Origin of the sequence: Sphingobacterium paucimobilis HER1398, from assembly GCF_000416985.1 — a bacterium.
GTDB classification, from domain to species: domain Bacteria; phylum Bacteroidota; class Bacteroidia; order Sphingobacteriales; family Sphingobacteriaceae; genus Sphingobacterium; species Sphingobacterium paucimobilis.
On record NZ_ATDL01000022.1, the window covers coordinates 520718 to 534836 of the forward strand.

A 14119-nucleotide genomic window follows, 5' to 3' on the forward strand; every position below is an offset into this window, starting at 1 on the left:
ACGAAATCTCAGCAAAACACCCTGTAGAAAACTGCCCATCCCGAGTGGCATTAATAGATCAAAATGCACACATACTTTATGAGTTAATTTCTTATTTTGCAACAAGTCAATCGTAAAAACGGGACCACAAGTCTTAGCCTCATTTCAAAAAGCTTAAAAACATGATTTTAGAAGTAGCAGTATTAAACGTAAAGCCTGGCAGAACCCAAGACTTTGAAAAAGACTTTCAAATAGCTACTCAATATATTTCGTCCATAGAGGGCTATCTGAAACACTCCTTACAGAAGTGCATAGAAGTAGATAACCAATATCTCTTATTGGTAGAATGGACTTCAGTCGAAGCACATGAAGTAGGATTTCGTCAGTCACCGCAATACCAACAGTGGAAAGCCTTACTGCACCATTATTACGACCCTTTTCCCCAAGTTCTACATTACGAAAGCATATAACCAACTATGATAAACTACAATAACAAAACATTTGTTGCTGTTGCCAACAGTGATAACGGAGAAACATCCGCTGATACCGTATTTAACTACAAACAAGAAGGCTCAATGCTTACGGCACATTATCAAGGCGGTAAAATAATTTATGGTCATCTGATTGGAATTGTGGACGAAGCAGGTATTATAGATATGCGCTACCACCAAATAAACAGTGAAGGTAAATTAATGACCGGAAAATGTATTTCTCGACCGGAAATTCTAACGAATGGAAAAATACGGTTGCATGAAGAGTGGCAGTGGACATCAGGGGACTTATCTTCTGGTCAATCTATTGTGGAAGAGATCTAACCTACTGTTGCAATCATTATATTCTAGGTAGTGGCTATAGTCTACGCCCTGCTATAAACAAGATGGTTCCCTATGAAGTTGAGACAATCTCTCGCTCAAAGTCCCCTTAAGTCCGTACAAGTCCGCTAAAGTCCGTTCAAGTCCGTCCTACCTTCGGTATAGCTGGGGTATAGCCGGTATTATCCCTTATACATTCTATATTACGATATATCTGATCAACTGAACACATTCCAACGAATCCATAGAAGCCTACGGCAACCGACTCAGAACAAGACACCGCGAAATGGTGAATCTTATGGGTTTTGATATGAGTGTATAGGGAAAGAGGAAATAGATATCAGTTCGGCAATACTTCTACCGAACTGATATTTTAAGCAGCTAAGTGTACTCTTTCGTCAATGTAATTCCGATGAGTCGAATTCGTTGAAAGCTTCATTTCGCTTACTCGAGTCCGTGTCCTTACCTAGTTTCATACTGCATTCACTATACATATACTGTCTATACACGCTATAGCAAGGGTAAAAGCGAGTTGTATCTATAGTCTCTGCGCCTCTAATCCACGCTATACTCGGACTCAACACGGAGTTGACACGGACTCAGCATGGAGACACTGTACTTTGGACTAGTATCCACAGTACCTCTTTAGTACATCAGACAGCCTATAGAAAGGTATTGCATAAACAAACAACAAACGCTGAACCCATTCTTGTCAATTGACAGCTGTTAATAAAACCGTTTACCAGACGACGCGGTGTGACGATCAAGACCACAAACTGCAATATCATTTCTAATCTTTATTCCTTTGCAAACTGTTTAGTTGTCAAATGCTCGCCAAAATGATGAACAATTTCGCTTAACACATAATCCTGTTGCATACGGTTAAATGCCGATGTCGCATCAGAAATTAAAAATGTATTGTACCCCTTTTCGTGGGCATCACGCAGAGTGCTTTCTACGCAAACGTGGGTGGCATATCCAACTAAATACAAGTTTTCGATTTTGTTGTTACGTAGATATGCGTCCAAATTTGAACCAGTAAAGCCACTTGCACCAACACGGCCTGTAACTATAAATTCGCTTTCCATCGGTTTTACCGTTTCATAGAATTGTGAACCAAATTCATTAATAGGGAAAGTTCCCGCACTTGGTATAGCTTTGCGCAGACCGCTTTTGCCGTTTGCTAATTCGGGATAGCCTTTTTCAAAACGTAATCCCACGTGAATAACTTCTATATTGTTCTTTCTTGCGTAATCCAATGCCTTTTCGATATTAGCTATTGAGTTGTGCATCATTTCCTTATCCTTTACCAATGCTTTATACAATTTACCATCTTGGTGCATCCATTCGTTTTGTGTTTCGATAAGGATAAGTGCTGATTTTTCTTGTGCATGTACGTAATTCACACTTAAATAGGTTAGTATAATTAGAATTGTCGTTCTCATATTATTTGATTAAAAAAAGTGAACTACTTATTTTCGGGCCAGCCAACCATCGTGTAACCATTTTTCAGTAATGCGTTTATGCTCGCTGTTATTCCATTTTATGTTTCGTTCAAATGTAATTACAGAGCCATCAAAACCAACAATTACCCACGCATAATCATTTTGTGATGCTCGATAACATTTGTACTTCATTCCTGCTATCACTGTTTTGATTCCGTTAACCAAAATTTCTTCATCGTGTCTTTCTATCCAAAGATTTTTCAGTTCATTAGCTAATGAGTTGTCTAACTTCAACAAAAAGTCTTTTGCTATTTTTTCAGTTTCCGATTTTGAAAGCATCTTGGTATTGGAATACCTTTTATCCATATTGGTAAATCCCAAAACTTGTTTATCCTTTTCTGAAATTACAAAGGAGTAATGTTCGCCTTCGACACCCTTGTTTTCTGTTTTTTCAAAACGAAACAGGTAAGCCTGAACATCATCTGCTTTTACTTTATTTACAGAAAGGAATGAATATCCATTGGGAATTTTTACTGTCTTTTGAAATGCTTCCAAATATGGTTGTGCATCATTCCAAGAAACTTCTTGTGTAGATACAGGGCTTAAACGATTTGCTTTTACAGTCATAGCTATTGTTATTAAAATTGTCAGTAATACTGTTAAAATAATGATTGTCTTTTTCATACCTAAAATGTTCAAAAAATTCAATAATTGTAAATTATTTACAATTGCAAAACAAAGACTATTATTTTATATTTGCAACATTAATTGTAAATAATTTACAAAATGAGCAAAAAGGAATCAAATAAAGATCTGTCATTTGACTTTGACTTTTTAGATAAATTAGTTGTCGGGATTGGTGAGGTATCGCAGATTACGGGTATTCCTACACGTCAAATTCGGTATTGGGAAGAGAAAGGAATTATTACAAGTCTGACTGAAGAAGAAGGTAAAAACAGACGCTACAATTATGAAAACATAAAAAAAATGTTACTCATAAAAGAAATGATTGACGAAGGATATACGCTTGATGCTTCTGCTGAAAAGGTCAAAAAGAGAATGGAAATGATTGAGGAAACGCTGAATAAGCTTACAAAACAGTAATTGCTATACAGATTTTTGTAATAGCAGTCTAAATTGAACCGTGCCACATCACTTCTTTTAGGGCTGGCAACCAGAAGTTCCAAACCTCCGTTTACCAACCCTAAGAGAAACTGCCAAAGGACTTATTTCTATCTCCAAGATACTACATGAAACCTATGACATTGAACGGACTTGCAGTTATCCTCTTACTTATGATTGGCTTTGAGGGGATTTGTCAACAACAGGATAGCATAAAGCTATCGGAGACATATCAAGCTGCTCTGAAGGAATATCATACTTTTGAAGAGCAACACCGCCATTATCATACGACTAAGAATATCCGTTTATCCTATCTGGACTGGGGCGACAACAATAATAAAGATCGTGTCTTCGTATGGTTACATGGGAGTTTAAGCAATGCTTGGGAATTTGCACCGTTTGCGGAGCAATTGGTCGATCGCGGATACCGCGTGATCTCTATTGATCAATATAATTCGGGCAAAACCCCACTTCCCCCATTTGATGCCTCTTTTGATGATCTCTGTCAAGACATTAAAAGTGTATTGGATTCTCTGGAAATATCTTCGGTTATACTAGGAGGTTTTTCAAGAGGCGGCTTCTTAGCGACCAACTTCTATAAATTACACCCCACTTATGTCAAAGGATTGTTTTTAGAAGATGGGGGCTCTGCCGCATTTCATACGAGCTATTTCAAACTCAACTCGAAAGAGCTTCGTCGAAAATTAGCGGAAGTTAATACTCCAAAAGAGATTGAAGAGCAATACTTCGGAATTTATGACAATCGATTTGAAGCGTTTAAAAGTCTATACAATACACAGGATAACGGCAATCAGCCGGAGCTGTTCAGCTTTATTAGACCCTATCAAGAGAAATGGGTGACCTACAGGGGGCAATCGGAATATTACCATATGCAGGATAGCTTACATATGGCAGAGGTCTTGTTCGCTAGTCCGAACGTGAGTCGCTATGCATCCTCTATTGTGCAAGTCGATCCACTAGCCATCTTTCAAAATCTTGGTATTCCCATTCTCCTCTTAGACCCTATTTCCGATCAGGACCCTATACCAGTGTATGAGGAAAACAAATTATTGGCGGCTGCTCATCCACAGTGGATAACACATATCGTCGTCAACAATGTAGAACATAATGTGCACTATACCGAACCTCAGATCTTTATACGAGAAATGATGAATTTTCTAAAACAAATCCATTTAGAAAACATTGATTAAGTCGTTTCTGAAGTAAGTAGGTTTTGGTTTATTTTGATGTTTTTTAGAGCTGTTTTTCAGATTTTTTAATTGTTGACTTTAGTTTCTCAATCTCCGTATTTGCGGTTTCCAGTAATTGGTTCTTTTCCTCTAGCTCCCGCTGCAGGGCCACCATCCTCATCTCCAACACACTAATCTTACGAGAATTTGTCCTTCTGACAGCAGTCAGTAGCTCTTCTAACGTATATAACAGGTATGAACGAAGTCCTACGCGATCTACTTCAACGAGATAAACAGCAGATTCTTTGGAGGTTGCTCCTTCTTTTTCACAAACGATGTTCGCATCCTTCAACCAAGCAATACCTTCTTTATCTGCGTCAGCTACATTGGTATTCTTTTTGATTTTAATCGATTTCTTGCCCCGCTCTAAATTTTTCGATCTCAGCACCCTTATAATAGGCATCAGTCGATGTTCTAATAGTGCTAGCAATTGATTAGGCGAATCATTGGAAAGGATTTTCTTGGACAGCTCCGCTGGTTCACTACTATTCATCCCTACGAAGAAGTTCACCCAGGTACTGGAAGACATTTCCTTTTTAGGAGGCATATTCCAATTGATCCCCATATTGCTCTGTATAAAGACAGTTGGGTACCATACTAACCTATCTAAATCCTCACTGGTCTCTTGAAATGTTCTTAAGCTCATTATTATAACTTAATTAATAATTGTTTCTATAACACCAAATAGTGAAACTGCTACTTGGAGATTCCAACACTGATCCCCTACGCTAAAATTCATTCTAAATATATTCATTTCGAGGTATACCGTCTTTTGATGTTCAAAACTTTAAACCAAAAACTCACTTTTACGACAATTATTAAAACTAAGGTTAAACCTAGATCGGAGTTACTATAATTAAAATATTTTTTGATTATGGGGTAACATTTGACCGACTCTGTTTATATCAATACAGACAATTAAAAAATATAAACTTTTAAATTTTTGAACTATGAAAAATTTTATCAAACCCCTGGGATTAATTGCACTAGTGCTGGTTGCTCTATTTTCTTGTGATAAGAAAGACAGTGTTCCTGTCGAAGAGCCAAAAGAACAAATGTATGCTGTCAATTTTCAATTAGAAGGTGCGGCCTCTTCAAAAGGAGTTCTTGTTGGAACGAAACCAGAATTAGAAAAAGCACTAAAACAATCGGACGGACCTCTAGTGGTCAAGAAGGTATCCAAAAACAACAATATTTTCGAACCCGTTGTAGGAACTACCAATCCGTCATTTGATCAATGTTGGGCAGAAATCCATAATTACTATGAGGCTCATTACGCAGAATGGTTACAAACTGCCAACCAGAATTGTAAGAAAGTGATGATTTGTCTGACCTGTCCTGAGGCTGGAGAAGGGCTCTTTGTTCTTTATGAAATCAAACCTACGGCTCCAAAATGTCTGGAAGCTGTACTTGCTGACGTAGTCTTTTCTCCATTTAATTTTGGAAAAGGTCAGTATGAATCTGGCGAAGTTGGTAAATTCATTGATTCAAAAACTCGATAAATAGACGTTTGAAATATTCCACTCCTTTGAGCGACCATTTTTGAAATGGTCGCTCTTTTACTTACTCTAGGATTCGATCTTTGGTTTTTCCTTCTTTTTTTTCTTACTTTTGCAAAAAAAATATTATGTTTTTCTATTTAAAAATTAGCTAAATAAACTCACTGGCTCTTGTCTCACGATAAGAGATATACCTGTTATTGGAAACCATTGTCTGGTTTCCAGAAGAGTTTTATTATCTAATATTTTTAAAATGAAAAATCAAAAAAAGTCATTCATTTGGCTTATTATATTTCTTGTTGGGTTTCCTCAAATAAGTGAAACCATATACACTCCCTCGCTTTCCGAACTCGCATCATATTATCAAGTCACGGGCAATCAGATTCAGCAAACCTTAAGTATGTATTTTGTTGGCTTCGCAATTGGTGTCTTCTTATGGGGTATACTCTCGGATTTCATCGGACGTAAAGTATCTATGCTGATCGGGATTGTAGTATACATCGTTGGTTCATTTCTATGCCTACATGCAGTCGATTTCCAGGCCTTGCTCTTAGCACGTTTTATCCAAGCTTTGGGTGCTGCCGTAGGATCTAATGTCAGCCAAACCATCCTTCGTGACACCTATAGTGACAAAGAGCGTATTTCGGTTTTTAGTAAAATATCGGCTGTACTCGCTTTCTCTCCTGCGATCGGTCCGCTACTTGGTAGCGTAGTTGTTTCCATATGGGACATCTCGATGTTATTCAAGCTCTTAATTCTAATAGGAAGTATAGCCCTACTTTGGTCAATCAGCAGCTTAGAAGAAACCCTGGACTTTCAAGCGAAGCCACATTACAACTTAAAAAATATTGCTGGCAACATACTTGCTGACCGGACTTTTTGGGTATTGGGTGGACTTATCGGAACAATAAATGGTATTATCTTCAGTTACTATGGAGAAGCGCCATTTATTTTTATAGAGCAGCTGGACTTCTCCCTTATTGAATATGGAAGTATAGGCTTTTTGGTAGCACTGGCTAGCTTCTGTGGGGCTAGGTTCTGTAAGACCATCAGTACCAAATACTCCAATCAATATGTTCTTAATACTGGAAATTTCGTCTTTTTACTGGGAACCTGTACCTATTTGTTAGATGTCTTTTTTCTTTCAGAATGGCGATTCGCATTCATCATCATCTTGCTATTATCGGTTTTTGTGATCATGTTTGGTATTACTTGCATGCTTCCTATCTGCCTAAGCAATGCTTTGATGCAACATAAGCCTTATCTAGGTATAGCAGGCGCTGTTTTAGGTCTGTATTACTACGCTATAGTAGGTAGCATTACCTGGGTGACAAGTTATTTTCACAGCTCATCGTTCCTGACCTTTCCATTACTGCTTTTGTTCTGGTTTGTGGTCAATAGTGGGCTAATAGCATTGAACAGAAAATAAAGACCATCATGATAAGCAAAGAGTCATTCTCTTCGAGAGAATGACTCTTTGCTGTTTATTCATCTTTGCTATTTTGCGTATCGCTTTAACATATCGATATGTTCTATTCCGTCTTCATCATAGGGCTGCCCCTCTGGTTCAAACCCCAATGACTGGTACATAGCTAACAGGTGGTACTGTGCCCCTATTTTTATATCAGCTTTGCCTAGAATAGCATAACAGGCCTCTATCGTTTCTTGCACAATGAGCTTTCCTAATCCCTGTCCTCTGAAATCCGGATTGACGAGAACTCTCCCTAGAGAGATCTCCGTATAAGAAAGTCCCGCGGGTACAACCCGACTGTAAGCCGCAAGCATATTCCCTATATACAGCATCACATGATGGCACGACAGATCTTTGCCGTCTATATCTTGATAAATACAAGTTTGCTCTACCACAAAAACCTCACTCCTCAGTCGTAGTATTTCATAAAGTTCGACATTGGTCAACTCCTCAAAAGCCTTGATTACTATACGTTGCTCCATTTTATCACTTGCTATTTTATGTTTTCAAACCTACATAAATTCACCTTTACCCCCATATAATTTCTTTGAAATAGTAAAAGCGTACACTGTAGTGAACATCTGGACATTTAAGGAACAATTAGAGTTGCATATGCAGAATCGGATAGGCTTTGCCCTGTCCATCTCGTTCGGATCTCCCAACCGTATGGAACCCGACATGTTCGTAAAAACCTACGGCTTGCCGATTCTGCTCATTAACATCCACTTTTACTACATCTAGATTGGCTATACCATACGCTATCAACTTCCGGCCTATTCCCTTGCCCCGCGAGTCATCATGGATAAACAACATCTCCAAGCAACCATCTGCTACTCCCATGAATCCCTGCAAGCCCGCTTCGTCCTCAACACCGTACAATGTCACATAACCGAAATAAACTGGTAATTGTTCTTTATAAAACACAAAATCTTCTTCTTTCAGAAAATCATGGGTATGCTGCACTGCACTAATCCATATTTCTATCAACCGTGGGTAATCCGCCTTTTCTATTTTTCTAATCATAACTATTCATTAAGAGCTACAAAAGTCGCTACTTCATCACTATAAACACTGAACCTGGGTTAAAAAATTCGTTTACGTATTCTGCTTAATGCCTGTGGTGTAATTCCTAAATAGGAGGCAATGTCTTTTAAAGGAATGCTATTGAAAACAGGTCCATACTCTTCCATCATATAGAGATAATACTGCTCTGGCGAATATTTAATTAAGTCAATATTTCTCTTTAACAATCGACTTAGTAGCCTCGCAGTTAAATCGCCAAATGTTATTTTCAAAGGAGGAATAGCTGCATATAGATCATTAACTTTTTCCGTATTGATTCGATAGATAACACTATCTACCAAAAGCTGCACACTGAATTCCGACTTTTCCTGTAGTGTAAAGGATATATTGGACATAGAGAATGTACCTGCTTTACAGAACCAGAATGTCTGTTCCTCTCCTTTATGATTTAACGTCCAACATCGCGCCATACCTTCAGCTATAAAGTAACTATAACGCTCTACCTCACCTTCCTGAATCAGGAAGGTATTCCGCTTGAGGGACATTTTTTCAAAAAAAGAGTCATACAAACGGGATTGCTCGGGATTGATCATACCGAGATCCATATGAAACTCTTCCAATAGTTTTTCTAGAAGCATACCAAGCTATATCTAAAAACAAAATTAATGACTAATCGATCCAATCCCTAAAAAAACAGTTCCTTGATCCAACATCTTTAAACCAAAAAGACAGTAAATAGCAAAAAAAGCCGATATTGTCTCAAAAAAGGAATGGAAGCAATTTTCACGAAAGTCTCCAGCGATTGGAAAAGAAAGCCGTATTTCGATTATTTCTACTATACAATCAAGACGAAATATAATATAACCCACCACCTGGATATTACTACTTTTCTTTCTAAAATCAAGCGTAATGATTTCAAGTTTTACCCTTCATTTCTTTTTGTCATCATGAAGGCTATCAATCAAAATGAGGCATTTAGGATGAGTTTTAATGAAGATGGAGATCTGGGAATCTGGAACTATGTAAATCCCTCTTATACCATTTTTCATGACGATGACAAGACATTTTCTGATGTATGGAGCTATTACAAACCTGACTTCCGTGAATTTTATCAGGAGGTAACGAGTGATATCGAAAAATACAAAGACGTCAAAAAGATTAAGGCGAGAGAAGGTAGACCCGCGAATTTCTGTCCGCTATCCGTACTGCCCTGGTTGAGTTTTGAAAGCTTTAGTCAGGATACCTATCAGGAGAGCAACCTCCTTTTTCCTATCATCCGCTTTGGGAAGTATTATGAGCGGGATGGCAGACACCTCATCCCTGTTTCCGTATTCGTCAACCATGCTGTAGCTGACGGTTACCATACCTCCAAGTTGATAAACGACATCGAAGAACTGGGGAATACCATCAACGGGTGGATGTAGGCTCTTGCTTACTGCCTGTATAGTCGTAGACATTACCCCTGCTATCTTCGAATGTGATATTGCGCTTTGTAGAACCTGTCACTTTTCTGAATCCAGCAACATCAGATATGTCAAGTTTTTGATCTTCAAAATAGACCGCATTATTATCTTTACCTACCCGCCCCTCTAACAATTGGTAGGTTTTTGAATCAGCACCTGGTATACGTCTTAGGTTGTAATAGACATAATTTTTATCTTTTGCGATCAACTCGTTATTGGTCTTAAACAGTACCTGCAAGCTTTTGGGATCGGCATACGGAATCAGCTCACCAAAAACAAAAACGGTGGTTTGGGTTTTCAAAAGGTCATCGTCAATCACTTCAATGGGAAGACTCGTACCCGGTATTTCATTTTCTATAATCCCTCTTTTCTGGAAGGGCTGATAATACCACAACTTGTTCCCGTTGACCAGTATGTATTCTTTATTTACCGCCTCTGCCTTATCCACAGATTTGCTCACGTTCAAAAAACCATTGCTGTTAATTAGATAAATACCTTCTTTATCCTTCATAAAACGTTCGTTGAGGAACTCAAAGCTAGAATAATCTACATTAATAGGGCTATTACGATAATAATAATGTTGCTTATCCTTTGCAAATGAACTGTAAGGACTACTTAATCGTTGAAATGAAACGGGGTCGGCCTGATCTATTGGCGATAGTATATCTTCCCCATGTCGATTGAAATCTATCACATCACCACTGTAGCAATATACATGTGATTTGTCTTTAATTACACCTTTTTCAACGCTAAAAGACGCAACATCTATATCCTCCTGCTTACTTCCCCGAAAATAAACATGGCGACTATCTTTTCCATAAGTTTCCGCAATCGGTTCAAAGGATGCCGGGTCTGCATCCATTTTCTTGGAGCCCCGCTCGAAGCTGTTTCCTCCAGGAATAAAATAGACATTGCCACGCTTGATGTAGTAAGATTCTGACTTGGTAGAGTCAATTACCTTTCCACAGGAAGCACAGGTCACCATCATCGTCAATAATTGAACAGCAGAAAAAATCTTGTTTCGCATGCAGGTTTCTATTTTTCCATAAAGCTAGGAATTACGATCAAAACAATGTTTTGCTTTTTACGATCCGTCACTTTCATTTATAATCTGCCCCTGTCTACAGCATCTTTTTATTAGAATAATTATATATTTAGCACTGTACTAAAAATAAGATGCATAAAGCGTATGAATGATAAGGAAAATAAAGATGCTATGCAAGAACTGGCATCGCAGCTCCGCTGTCCTTCGGGACATCAGGCCGAAGCCATTGCAGACAATATGTCCACCTCCAACCATACCATGATACAGGAAGCGATCTATACATTGACCTTAATGGATAAGAGCACGATACTGGAGATCGGTTTCGGTAATGGTAAGCATATCGCTCAACTACTCGATGTATCGCCCAACATAAAATACCACGGCATCGAGGTGTCTGAGGCCATGCACGATCTCGCTGTCCGCCACAACCAATCTGCCGTCGAGACCGGCAGGGCTCACTTCACTAAAGTAGATGGCAGTGGCTCGCTCCCTTTCCCGGACAATCATTTTACGCATATTTTTTCGGTAAACACCTTGTACTTCTGGCCCGATATTGAGCTTTCACTACGAGAAATACACCGCACATTACAAGATGAAGGCCAGCTGGTACTCACATTCGTAGAAAAGGAGTTTGGATCGAAGCTTCCTTTTACACAACATGGGTTTACTTTGTATACGGACGACGAGCTTGCAGAATACCTCTATGAGATTGGATTTGAAGAGATACAATCTATGACGTACCATGATGATACCATCAGTAAAGATGGAACGCCTGTAAAACGTACTTTCCTAACGGTACATGCTGTGAAAAGTGAAAATGGATAATAGCTGGACTACATGATACTAAAGTGCCGAAACATCATCAGTCCACCGATACCGATAGAAACAAAAGGATAGCCTTTCTGTAGGGGCATCGCATAATCATAGCCTACTCTACAGTGGAAAAATCCCTGATACTCTACATAGAGGTGTGGACTCACACGAAACTGATTGTCCATTCCTTTATTAAAATCAAATAGGTAGCCGGTCTGCACATTAGCTGAGACCAAGAAGTCTTTGTATCTATTATCAACTATATACCGGACAAAACCGAGTTGTGGGGCTAAGCCTGAAGGCTGTTTAGAATTTTTACTGGTGTAATCTACCCCTACCGTAAAGTCGTAATTCTTATCGGTGTTAAATACGAGAGGCACATTTAGTGCGGCCTGAAACATAGGCCTTTTATCTTGCTTCATTCCTAAACTGAAAATTTGGGCAACAGCTCCCGATATACCAAAAAACACAGCTAGTATTAGACACAGACAATATCTCTCCATGAATAAAGTACAGCAATATATATGCCTTAATTTATCATTTAGATTATTTCTTGTCAGACAAACCATTACAAATCGAACATTAGTCTATAAAAATTGAACATGTATTGCTTTTGGGAAAAGTTAACTTTGTAAACTATACCCTTACGGTTACCAAAAGAACAATGCAATGAAATTACCCTTTGAATCTTATACCTCTCGTTGGAAAACAATGTTTGAAACGCTTAAAGAAGAGCTGAGCGAAAAGCTATCCATTCTTTCTCCCGCTATCGAACATATCGGAAGTACATCGGTAGAAGGTCTCTCTGCCAAGCCGATCATTGATATCATGATTGGTGTGGCAGATAATAAGGACTTGGATAAGGTACCTCCTCTTTTGAACAATGGGAGTTATGTATACTATGAAAAGTATAATGACGATATGCCTTACCGCCGATTTTTCGTTCGTTTGACAAATAATGCGGTAGACCTAGGCTTGCCTCTTGTTATCCAGACGAAAGACGAAATCCCCGAACGTATGCATGACCACACTTTCCGTATGGCGCACATCCATGTCATGCCCAGCAGTTCGGAACATTGGTTGAGACATCTTGCTTTTCGGGATTATTTACGTGAACATCCAGCTGTTCTCCACGAATATCAAACCCTTAAGGAGCGTTTGGTTCAAAAGGAATGGGCTGATGGTAACGACTATAATGCCGGAAAAGATGTATTTTTAAAGAAAGAAGAGCAAAATGCCATAACATGGTATAAAAAGCTACATCACAAATGAAAAAAGAAAACATACACTTAAAAGGAGAAAACTATATCCTATATATACAATACCAACAAGATAACACTCTGCGTCAGGAATTTAACCGACTGACACAGCAGTTTTGGGGCTTTGATTTTGAAAACTATTACCAGTCAGGATACTGGGACGAAAGTTGTATCCTATATTCACTCTTTGATGGAGATAAAATTGTCTCGCATGCTACAGTGAGTTTCTTTGACTCTGTAATAATGGACAAATCCAAGAGACTGATTCAGATTGGTACCGTGATGACGGATGAAAACTATCAGAAAAGAGGCCTGGGTCGCTTTCTAATGGAACGTATTCAAGCAGACTTTGAACAATCCACTGATGGCATGTTCTTATTTGCAAATGAAACGGTTTTGGATTATTACCCCAAATTCGGATTGGTTCCGGTTCCTGAGTTTAAAGCTGTACAGAGCGCAGTTAAGGCACATGGCAATCCACTAATACTTGCACAAAAATTAGATCTAGACGTTTCACAAGAGTTAAGCCTGTTCGAACGCTTAGTTGAAAATAGTGTTTCCAACAGCCAAATGACCTGTAAGAGCAAAGGATTGAGCTTTTTTTACACGTATGCCTATCCTGAAATGGGGTATAAAGATTCTCTCTATTACATTCCGTCACTGGATTGCGCTGTACTGGCCGAAATTGATGAAGATACATTACATATAACAGAACTATTCAGTACCCAAAGGGTAGATTTAAGTGCGGTTATATCGGCCTTTACATCCTTCGAATTTGATAGCATTTCTTTAGGCTTTACGCCCCTACAGGATGGCTTTGCGCTGGAAAGCTGGAAGGATGATGACCTACAGCTTTTTGTTTCGGCCCATTTACAGCAGCTATTTGAAGAAAATAAACTGATAGTACCTTTACTTTCACATACCTAGCATAAAAAAAG

18 protein-coding genes are annotated in these 14119 nt (G+C 38.6%); 10 read left to right on the forward strand and 8 right to left on the reverse strand.

The annotated features are described in order from the left end of the window. Positions 1–161: 161 nt before the first annotated feature. Positions 162–449, forward strand: a complete 288-nt coding sequence (locus M472_RS43915; protein WP_021072353.1) for an antibiotic biosynthesis monooxygenase family protein — start codon at positions 162–164, stop codon at positions 447–449. 6 nt (positions 450–455) lie between these two features. Then, positions 456–794, forward strand: coding sequence for a hypothetical protein (locus M472_RS43920; RefSeq protein ID WP_021072354.1), 339 nt, complete (start codon positions 456–458; stop codon positions 792–794). Between the two features lie 794 nt (positions 795–1588). Here M472_RS43920 and M472_RS43925 read toward each other — a convergent pair. Together M472_RS43925 and M472_RS43930 are read right to left on the reverse strand one after the other, a co-directional pair. Beyond that, positions 1589–2236, reverse strand: a complete 648-nt coding sequence (locus tag M472_RS43925; RefSeq protein WP_021072355.1) for a cysteine hydrolase — start codon at positions 2234–2236, stop codon at positions 1589–1591. A 27-nt stretch (positions 2237–2263) separates the two neighbouring features. Next, positions 2264–2920, reverse strand: coding sequence for a hypothetical protein (locus M472_RS43930; protein ID WP_021072356.1), 657 nt, complete (start codon positions 2918–2920; stop codon positions 2264–2266). 102 nt (positions 2921–3022) lie between these two features. Here M472_RS43930 and M472_RS43935 point away from each other — a divergent pair, with 102 nt between their 5' ends. Both M472_RS43935 and M472_RS43940 read left to right on the forward strand, forming a co-directional pair. Further along, positions 3023–3340: a MerR family transcriptional regulator gene (locus tag M472_RS43935; protein ID WP_021072357.1), complete on the forward strand. Its 318-nt coding sequence runs from the start codon at positions 3023–3025 to the stop codon at positions 3338–3340. A gap of 146 nt (positions 3341–3486) precedes the next feature. Continuing rightward, positions 3487–4569: an alpha/beta fold hydrolase gene (locus tag M472_RS43940; protein ID WP_021072358.1), complete on the forward strand. Its 1083-nt coding sequence runs from the start codon at positions 3487–3489 to the stop codon at positions 4567–4569. A 43-nt stretch (positions 4570–4612) separates the two neighbouring features. On the opposite strand, the gene M472_RS43945 is transcribed toward M472_RS43940, so the two are convergent. Next, on the reverse strand, positions 4613–5254 hold the full coding sequence (locus tag M472_RS43945) for a hypothetical protein (protein ID WP_021072359.1): 642 nt from the start codon (positions 5252–5254) through the stop codon (positions 4613–4615). A 304-nt stretch (positions 5255–5558) separates the two neighbouring features. Here M472_RS43945 and M472_RS43950 point away from each other — a divergent pair, with 304 nt between their 5' ends. Continuing rightward, positions 5559–6110, forward strand: a complete 552-nt coding sequence (locus M472_RS43950; protein WP_021072360.1) for a hypothetical protein — start codon at positions 5559–5561, stop codon at positions 6108–6110. A 250-nt stretch (positions 6111–6360) separates the two neighbouring features. Continuing rightward, entirely contained in the window at positions 6361–7536 is a 1176-nt protein-coding gene (locus tag M472_RS43955) for a multidrug effflux MFS transporter (RefSeq protein ID WP_021072361.1), read from the forward strand. Positions 7537–7604: 68 nt separating this feature from the next. Here the strand turns inward: M472_RS43955 and M472_RS43960 are convergent, their stop codons facing one another. The 3 genes from M472_RS43960 to M472_RS43970 all read right to left on the reverse strand — a co-directional run bounded on the left by M472_RS43960 (position 7605) and on the right by M472_RS43970 (position 9239). Next, the gene (locus M472_RS43960) at positions 7605–8060 is read right to left on the reverse strand and encodes a GNAT family N-acetyltransferase (RefSeq protein WP_021072362.1); all 456 of its coding nucleotides are present in this window, start codon (positions 8058–8060) and stop codon (positions 7605–7607) included. A 118-nt stretch (positions 8061–8178) separates the two neighbouring features. Next, on the reverse strand, positions 8179–8601 hold the full coding sequence (locus tag M472_RS43965) for a GNAT family N-acetyltransferase (RefSeq protein ID WP_021072363.1): 423 nt from the start codon (positions 8599–8601) through the stop codon (positions 8179–8181). 59 nt (positions 8602–8660) lie between these two features. After that, entirely contained in the window at positions 8661–9239 is a 579-nt protein-coding gene (locus M472_RS43970; protein WP_021072364.1) for a Crp/Fnr family transcriptional regulator, read from the reverse strand. Between the two features lie 132 nt (positions 9240–9371). On the opposite strand from M472_RS43970, the gene M472_RS43975 reads away from it, so the two are divergent. Continuing rightward, positions 9372–10025 (forward strand): CatA-like O-acetyltransferase, encoded by a 654-nt coding sequence (locus M472_RS43975; protein ID WP_021072365.1) that lies wholly within the window; start codon positions 9372–9374, stop codon positions 10023–10025. Here the strand turns inward: M472_RS43975 and M472_RS43980 are convergent. Continuing rightward, on the reverse strand, positions 10009–11091 hold the full coding sequence (locus M472_RS43980) for a DKNYY domain-containing protein (protein WP_021072366.1): 1083 nt from the start codon (positions 11089–11091) through the stop codon (positions 10009–10011). The genes M472_RS43975 and M472_RS43980 overlap by 17 nt on opposite strands. Before the next feature lie 162 nt (positions 11092–11253). Between M472_RS43980 and M472_RS43985 the strand changes: the two genes are divergently transcribed. Beyond that, on the forward strand, positions 11254–11934 hold the full coding sequence (locus M472_RS43985) for a class I SAM-dependent methyltransferase (RefSeq protein ID WP_021072367.1): 681 nt from the start codon (positions 11254–11256) through the stop codon (positions 11932–11934). Between the two features lie 8 nt (positions 11935–11942). Here M472_RS43985 and M472_RS43990 read toward each other — a convergent pair whose 3' ends face one another. Beyond that, the gene (locus tag M472_RS43990; RefSeq protein ID WP_144062811.1) at positions 11943–12344 is read right to left on the reverse strand and encodes a hypothetical protein; all 402 of its coding nucleotides are present in this window, start codon (positions 12342–12344) and stop codon (positions 11943–11945) included. 247 nt (positions 12345–12591) lie between these two features. Here M472_RS43990 and M472_RS43995 point away from each other — a divergent pair, with 247 nt between their 5' ends. Together M472_RS43995 and M472_RS44000 are read left to right on the forward strand one after the other, a co-directional pair. Further along, on the forward strand, positions 12592–13194 hold the full coding sequence (locus M472_RS43995; protein ID WP_022829461.1) for a GrpB family protein: 603 nt from the start codon (positions 12592–12594) through the stop codon (positions 13192–13194). Continuing rightward, positions 13191–14108, forward strand: a complete 918-nt coding sequence (locus tag M472_RS44000; RefSeq protein ID WP_021072370.1) for a GNAT family N-acetyltransferase — start codon at positions 13191–13193, stop codon at positions 14106–14108. Before M472_RS43995 ends, M472_RS44000 begins: the two co-directional genes overlap by 4 nt. Positions 14109–14119 lie beyond the last annotated feature (11 nt).

Excerpts from the sequence above, each read along its gene's own strand:
- M472_RS43915 (WP_021072353.1), top strand. The coding sequence starts at position 162 with ATGATTTTAGAAGTAGCAGTATTAAACGTAAAGCCTGGCAGAACCCAA.
- M472_RS43920 (WP_021072354.1), top strand. The coding sequence starts at position 456 with ATGATAAACTACAATAACAAAACATTTGTTGCTGTTGCCAACAGTGAT.
- M472_RS43925 (WP_021072355.1), bottom strand. The coding sequence starts at position 2,236 with ATGAGAACGACAATTCTAATTATACTAACCTATTTAAGTGTGAATTAC.
- M472_RS43930 (WP_021072356.1), bottom strand. The coding sequence starts at position 2,920 with ATGAAAAAGACAATCATTATTTTAACAGTATTACTGACAATTTTAATA.
- M472_RS43935 (WP_021072357.1), top strand. The coding sequence starts at position 3,023 with ATGAGCAAAAAGGAATCAAATAAAGATCTGTCATTTGACTTTGACTTT.
- M472_RS43940 (WP_021072358.1), top strand. The coding sequence starts at position 3,487 with ATGAAACCTATGACATTGAACGGACTTGCAGTTATCCTCTTACTTATG.
- M472_RS43945 (WP_021072359.1), bottom strand. The coding sequence starts at position 5,254 with ATGAGCTTAAGAACATTTCAAGAGACCAGTGAGGATTTAGATAGGTTA.
- M472_RS43950 (WP_021072360.1), top strand. The coding sequence starts at position 5,559 with ATGAAAAATTTTATCAAACCCCTGGGATTAATTGCACTAGTGCTGGTT.
- M472_RS43955 (WP_021072361.1), top strand. The coding sequence starts at position 6,361 with ATGAAAAATCAAAAAAAGTCATTCATTTGGCTTATTATATTTCTTGTT.
- M472_RS43960 (WP_021072362.1), bottom strand. The coding sequence starts at position 8,060 with ATGGAGCAACGTATAGTAATCAAGGCTTTTGAGGAGTTGACCAATGTC.
- M472_RS43965 (WP_021072363.1), bottom strand. The coding sequence starts at position 8,601 with ATGATTAGAAAAATAGAAAAGGCGGATTACCCACGGTTGATAGAAATA.
- M472_RS43970 (WP_021072364.1), bottom strand. The coding sequence starts at position 9,239 with ATGCTTCTAGAAAAACTATTGGAAGAGTTTCATATGGATCTCGGTATG.
- M472_RS43975 (WP_021072365.1), top strand. The coding sequence starts at position 9,372 with ATGGAAGCAATTTTCACGAAAGTCTCCAGCGATTGGAAAAGAAAGCCG.
- M472_RS43980 (WP_021072366.1), bottom strand. The coding sequence starts at position 11,091 with ATGCGAAACAAGATTTTTTCTGCTGTTCAATTATTGACGATGATGGTG.
- M472_RS43985 (WP_021072367.1), top strand. The coding sequence starts at position 11,254 with ATGAATGATAAGGAAAATAAAGATGCTATGCAAGAACTGGCATCGCAG.
- M472_RS43990 (WP_144062811.1), bottom strand. The coding sequence starts at position 12,344 with ATGAAGCAAGATAAAAGGCCTATGTTTCAGGCCGCACTAAATGTGCCT.
- M472_RS43995 (WP_022829461.1), top strand. The coding sequence starts at position 12,592 with ATGAAATTACCCTTTGAATCTTATACCTCTCGTTGGAAAACAATGTTT.
- M472_RS44000 (WP_021072370.1), top strand. The coding sequence starts at position 13,191 with ATGAAAAAAGAAAACATACACTTAAAAGGAGAAAACTATATCCTATAT.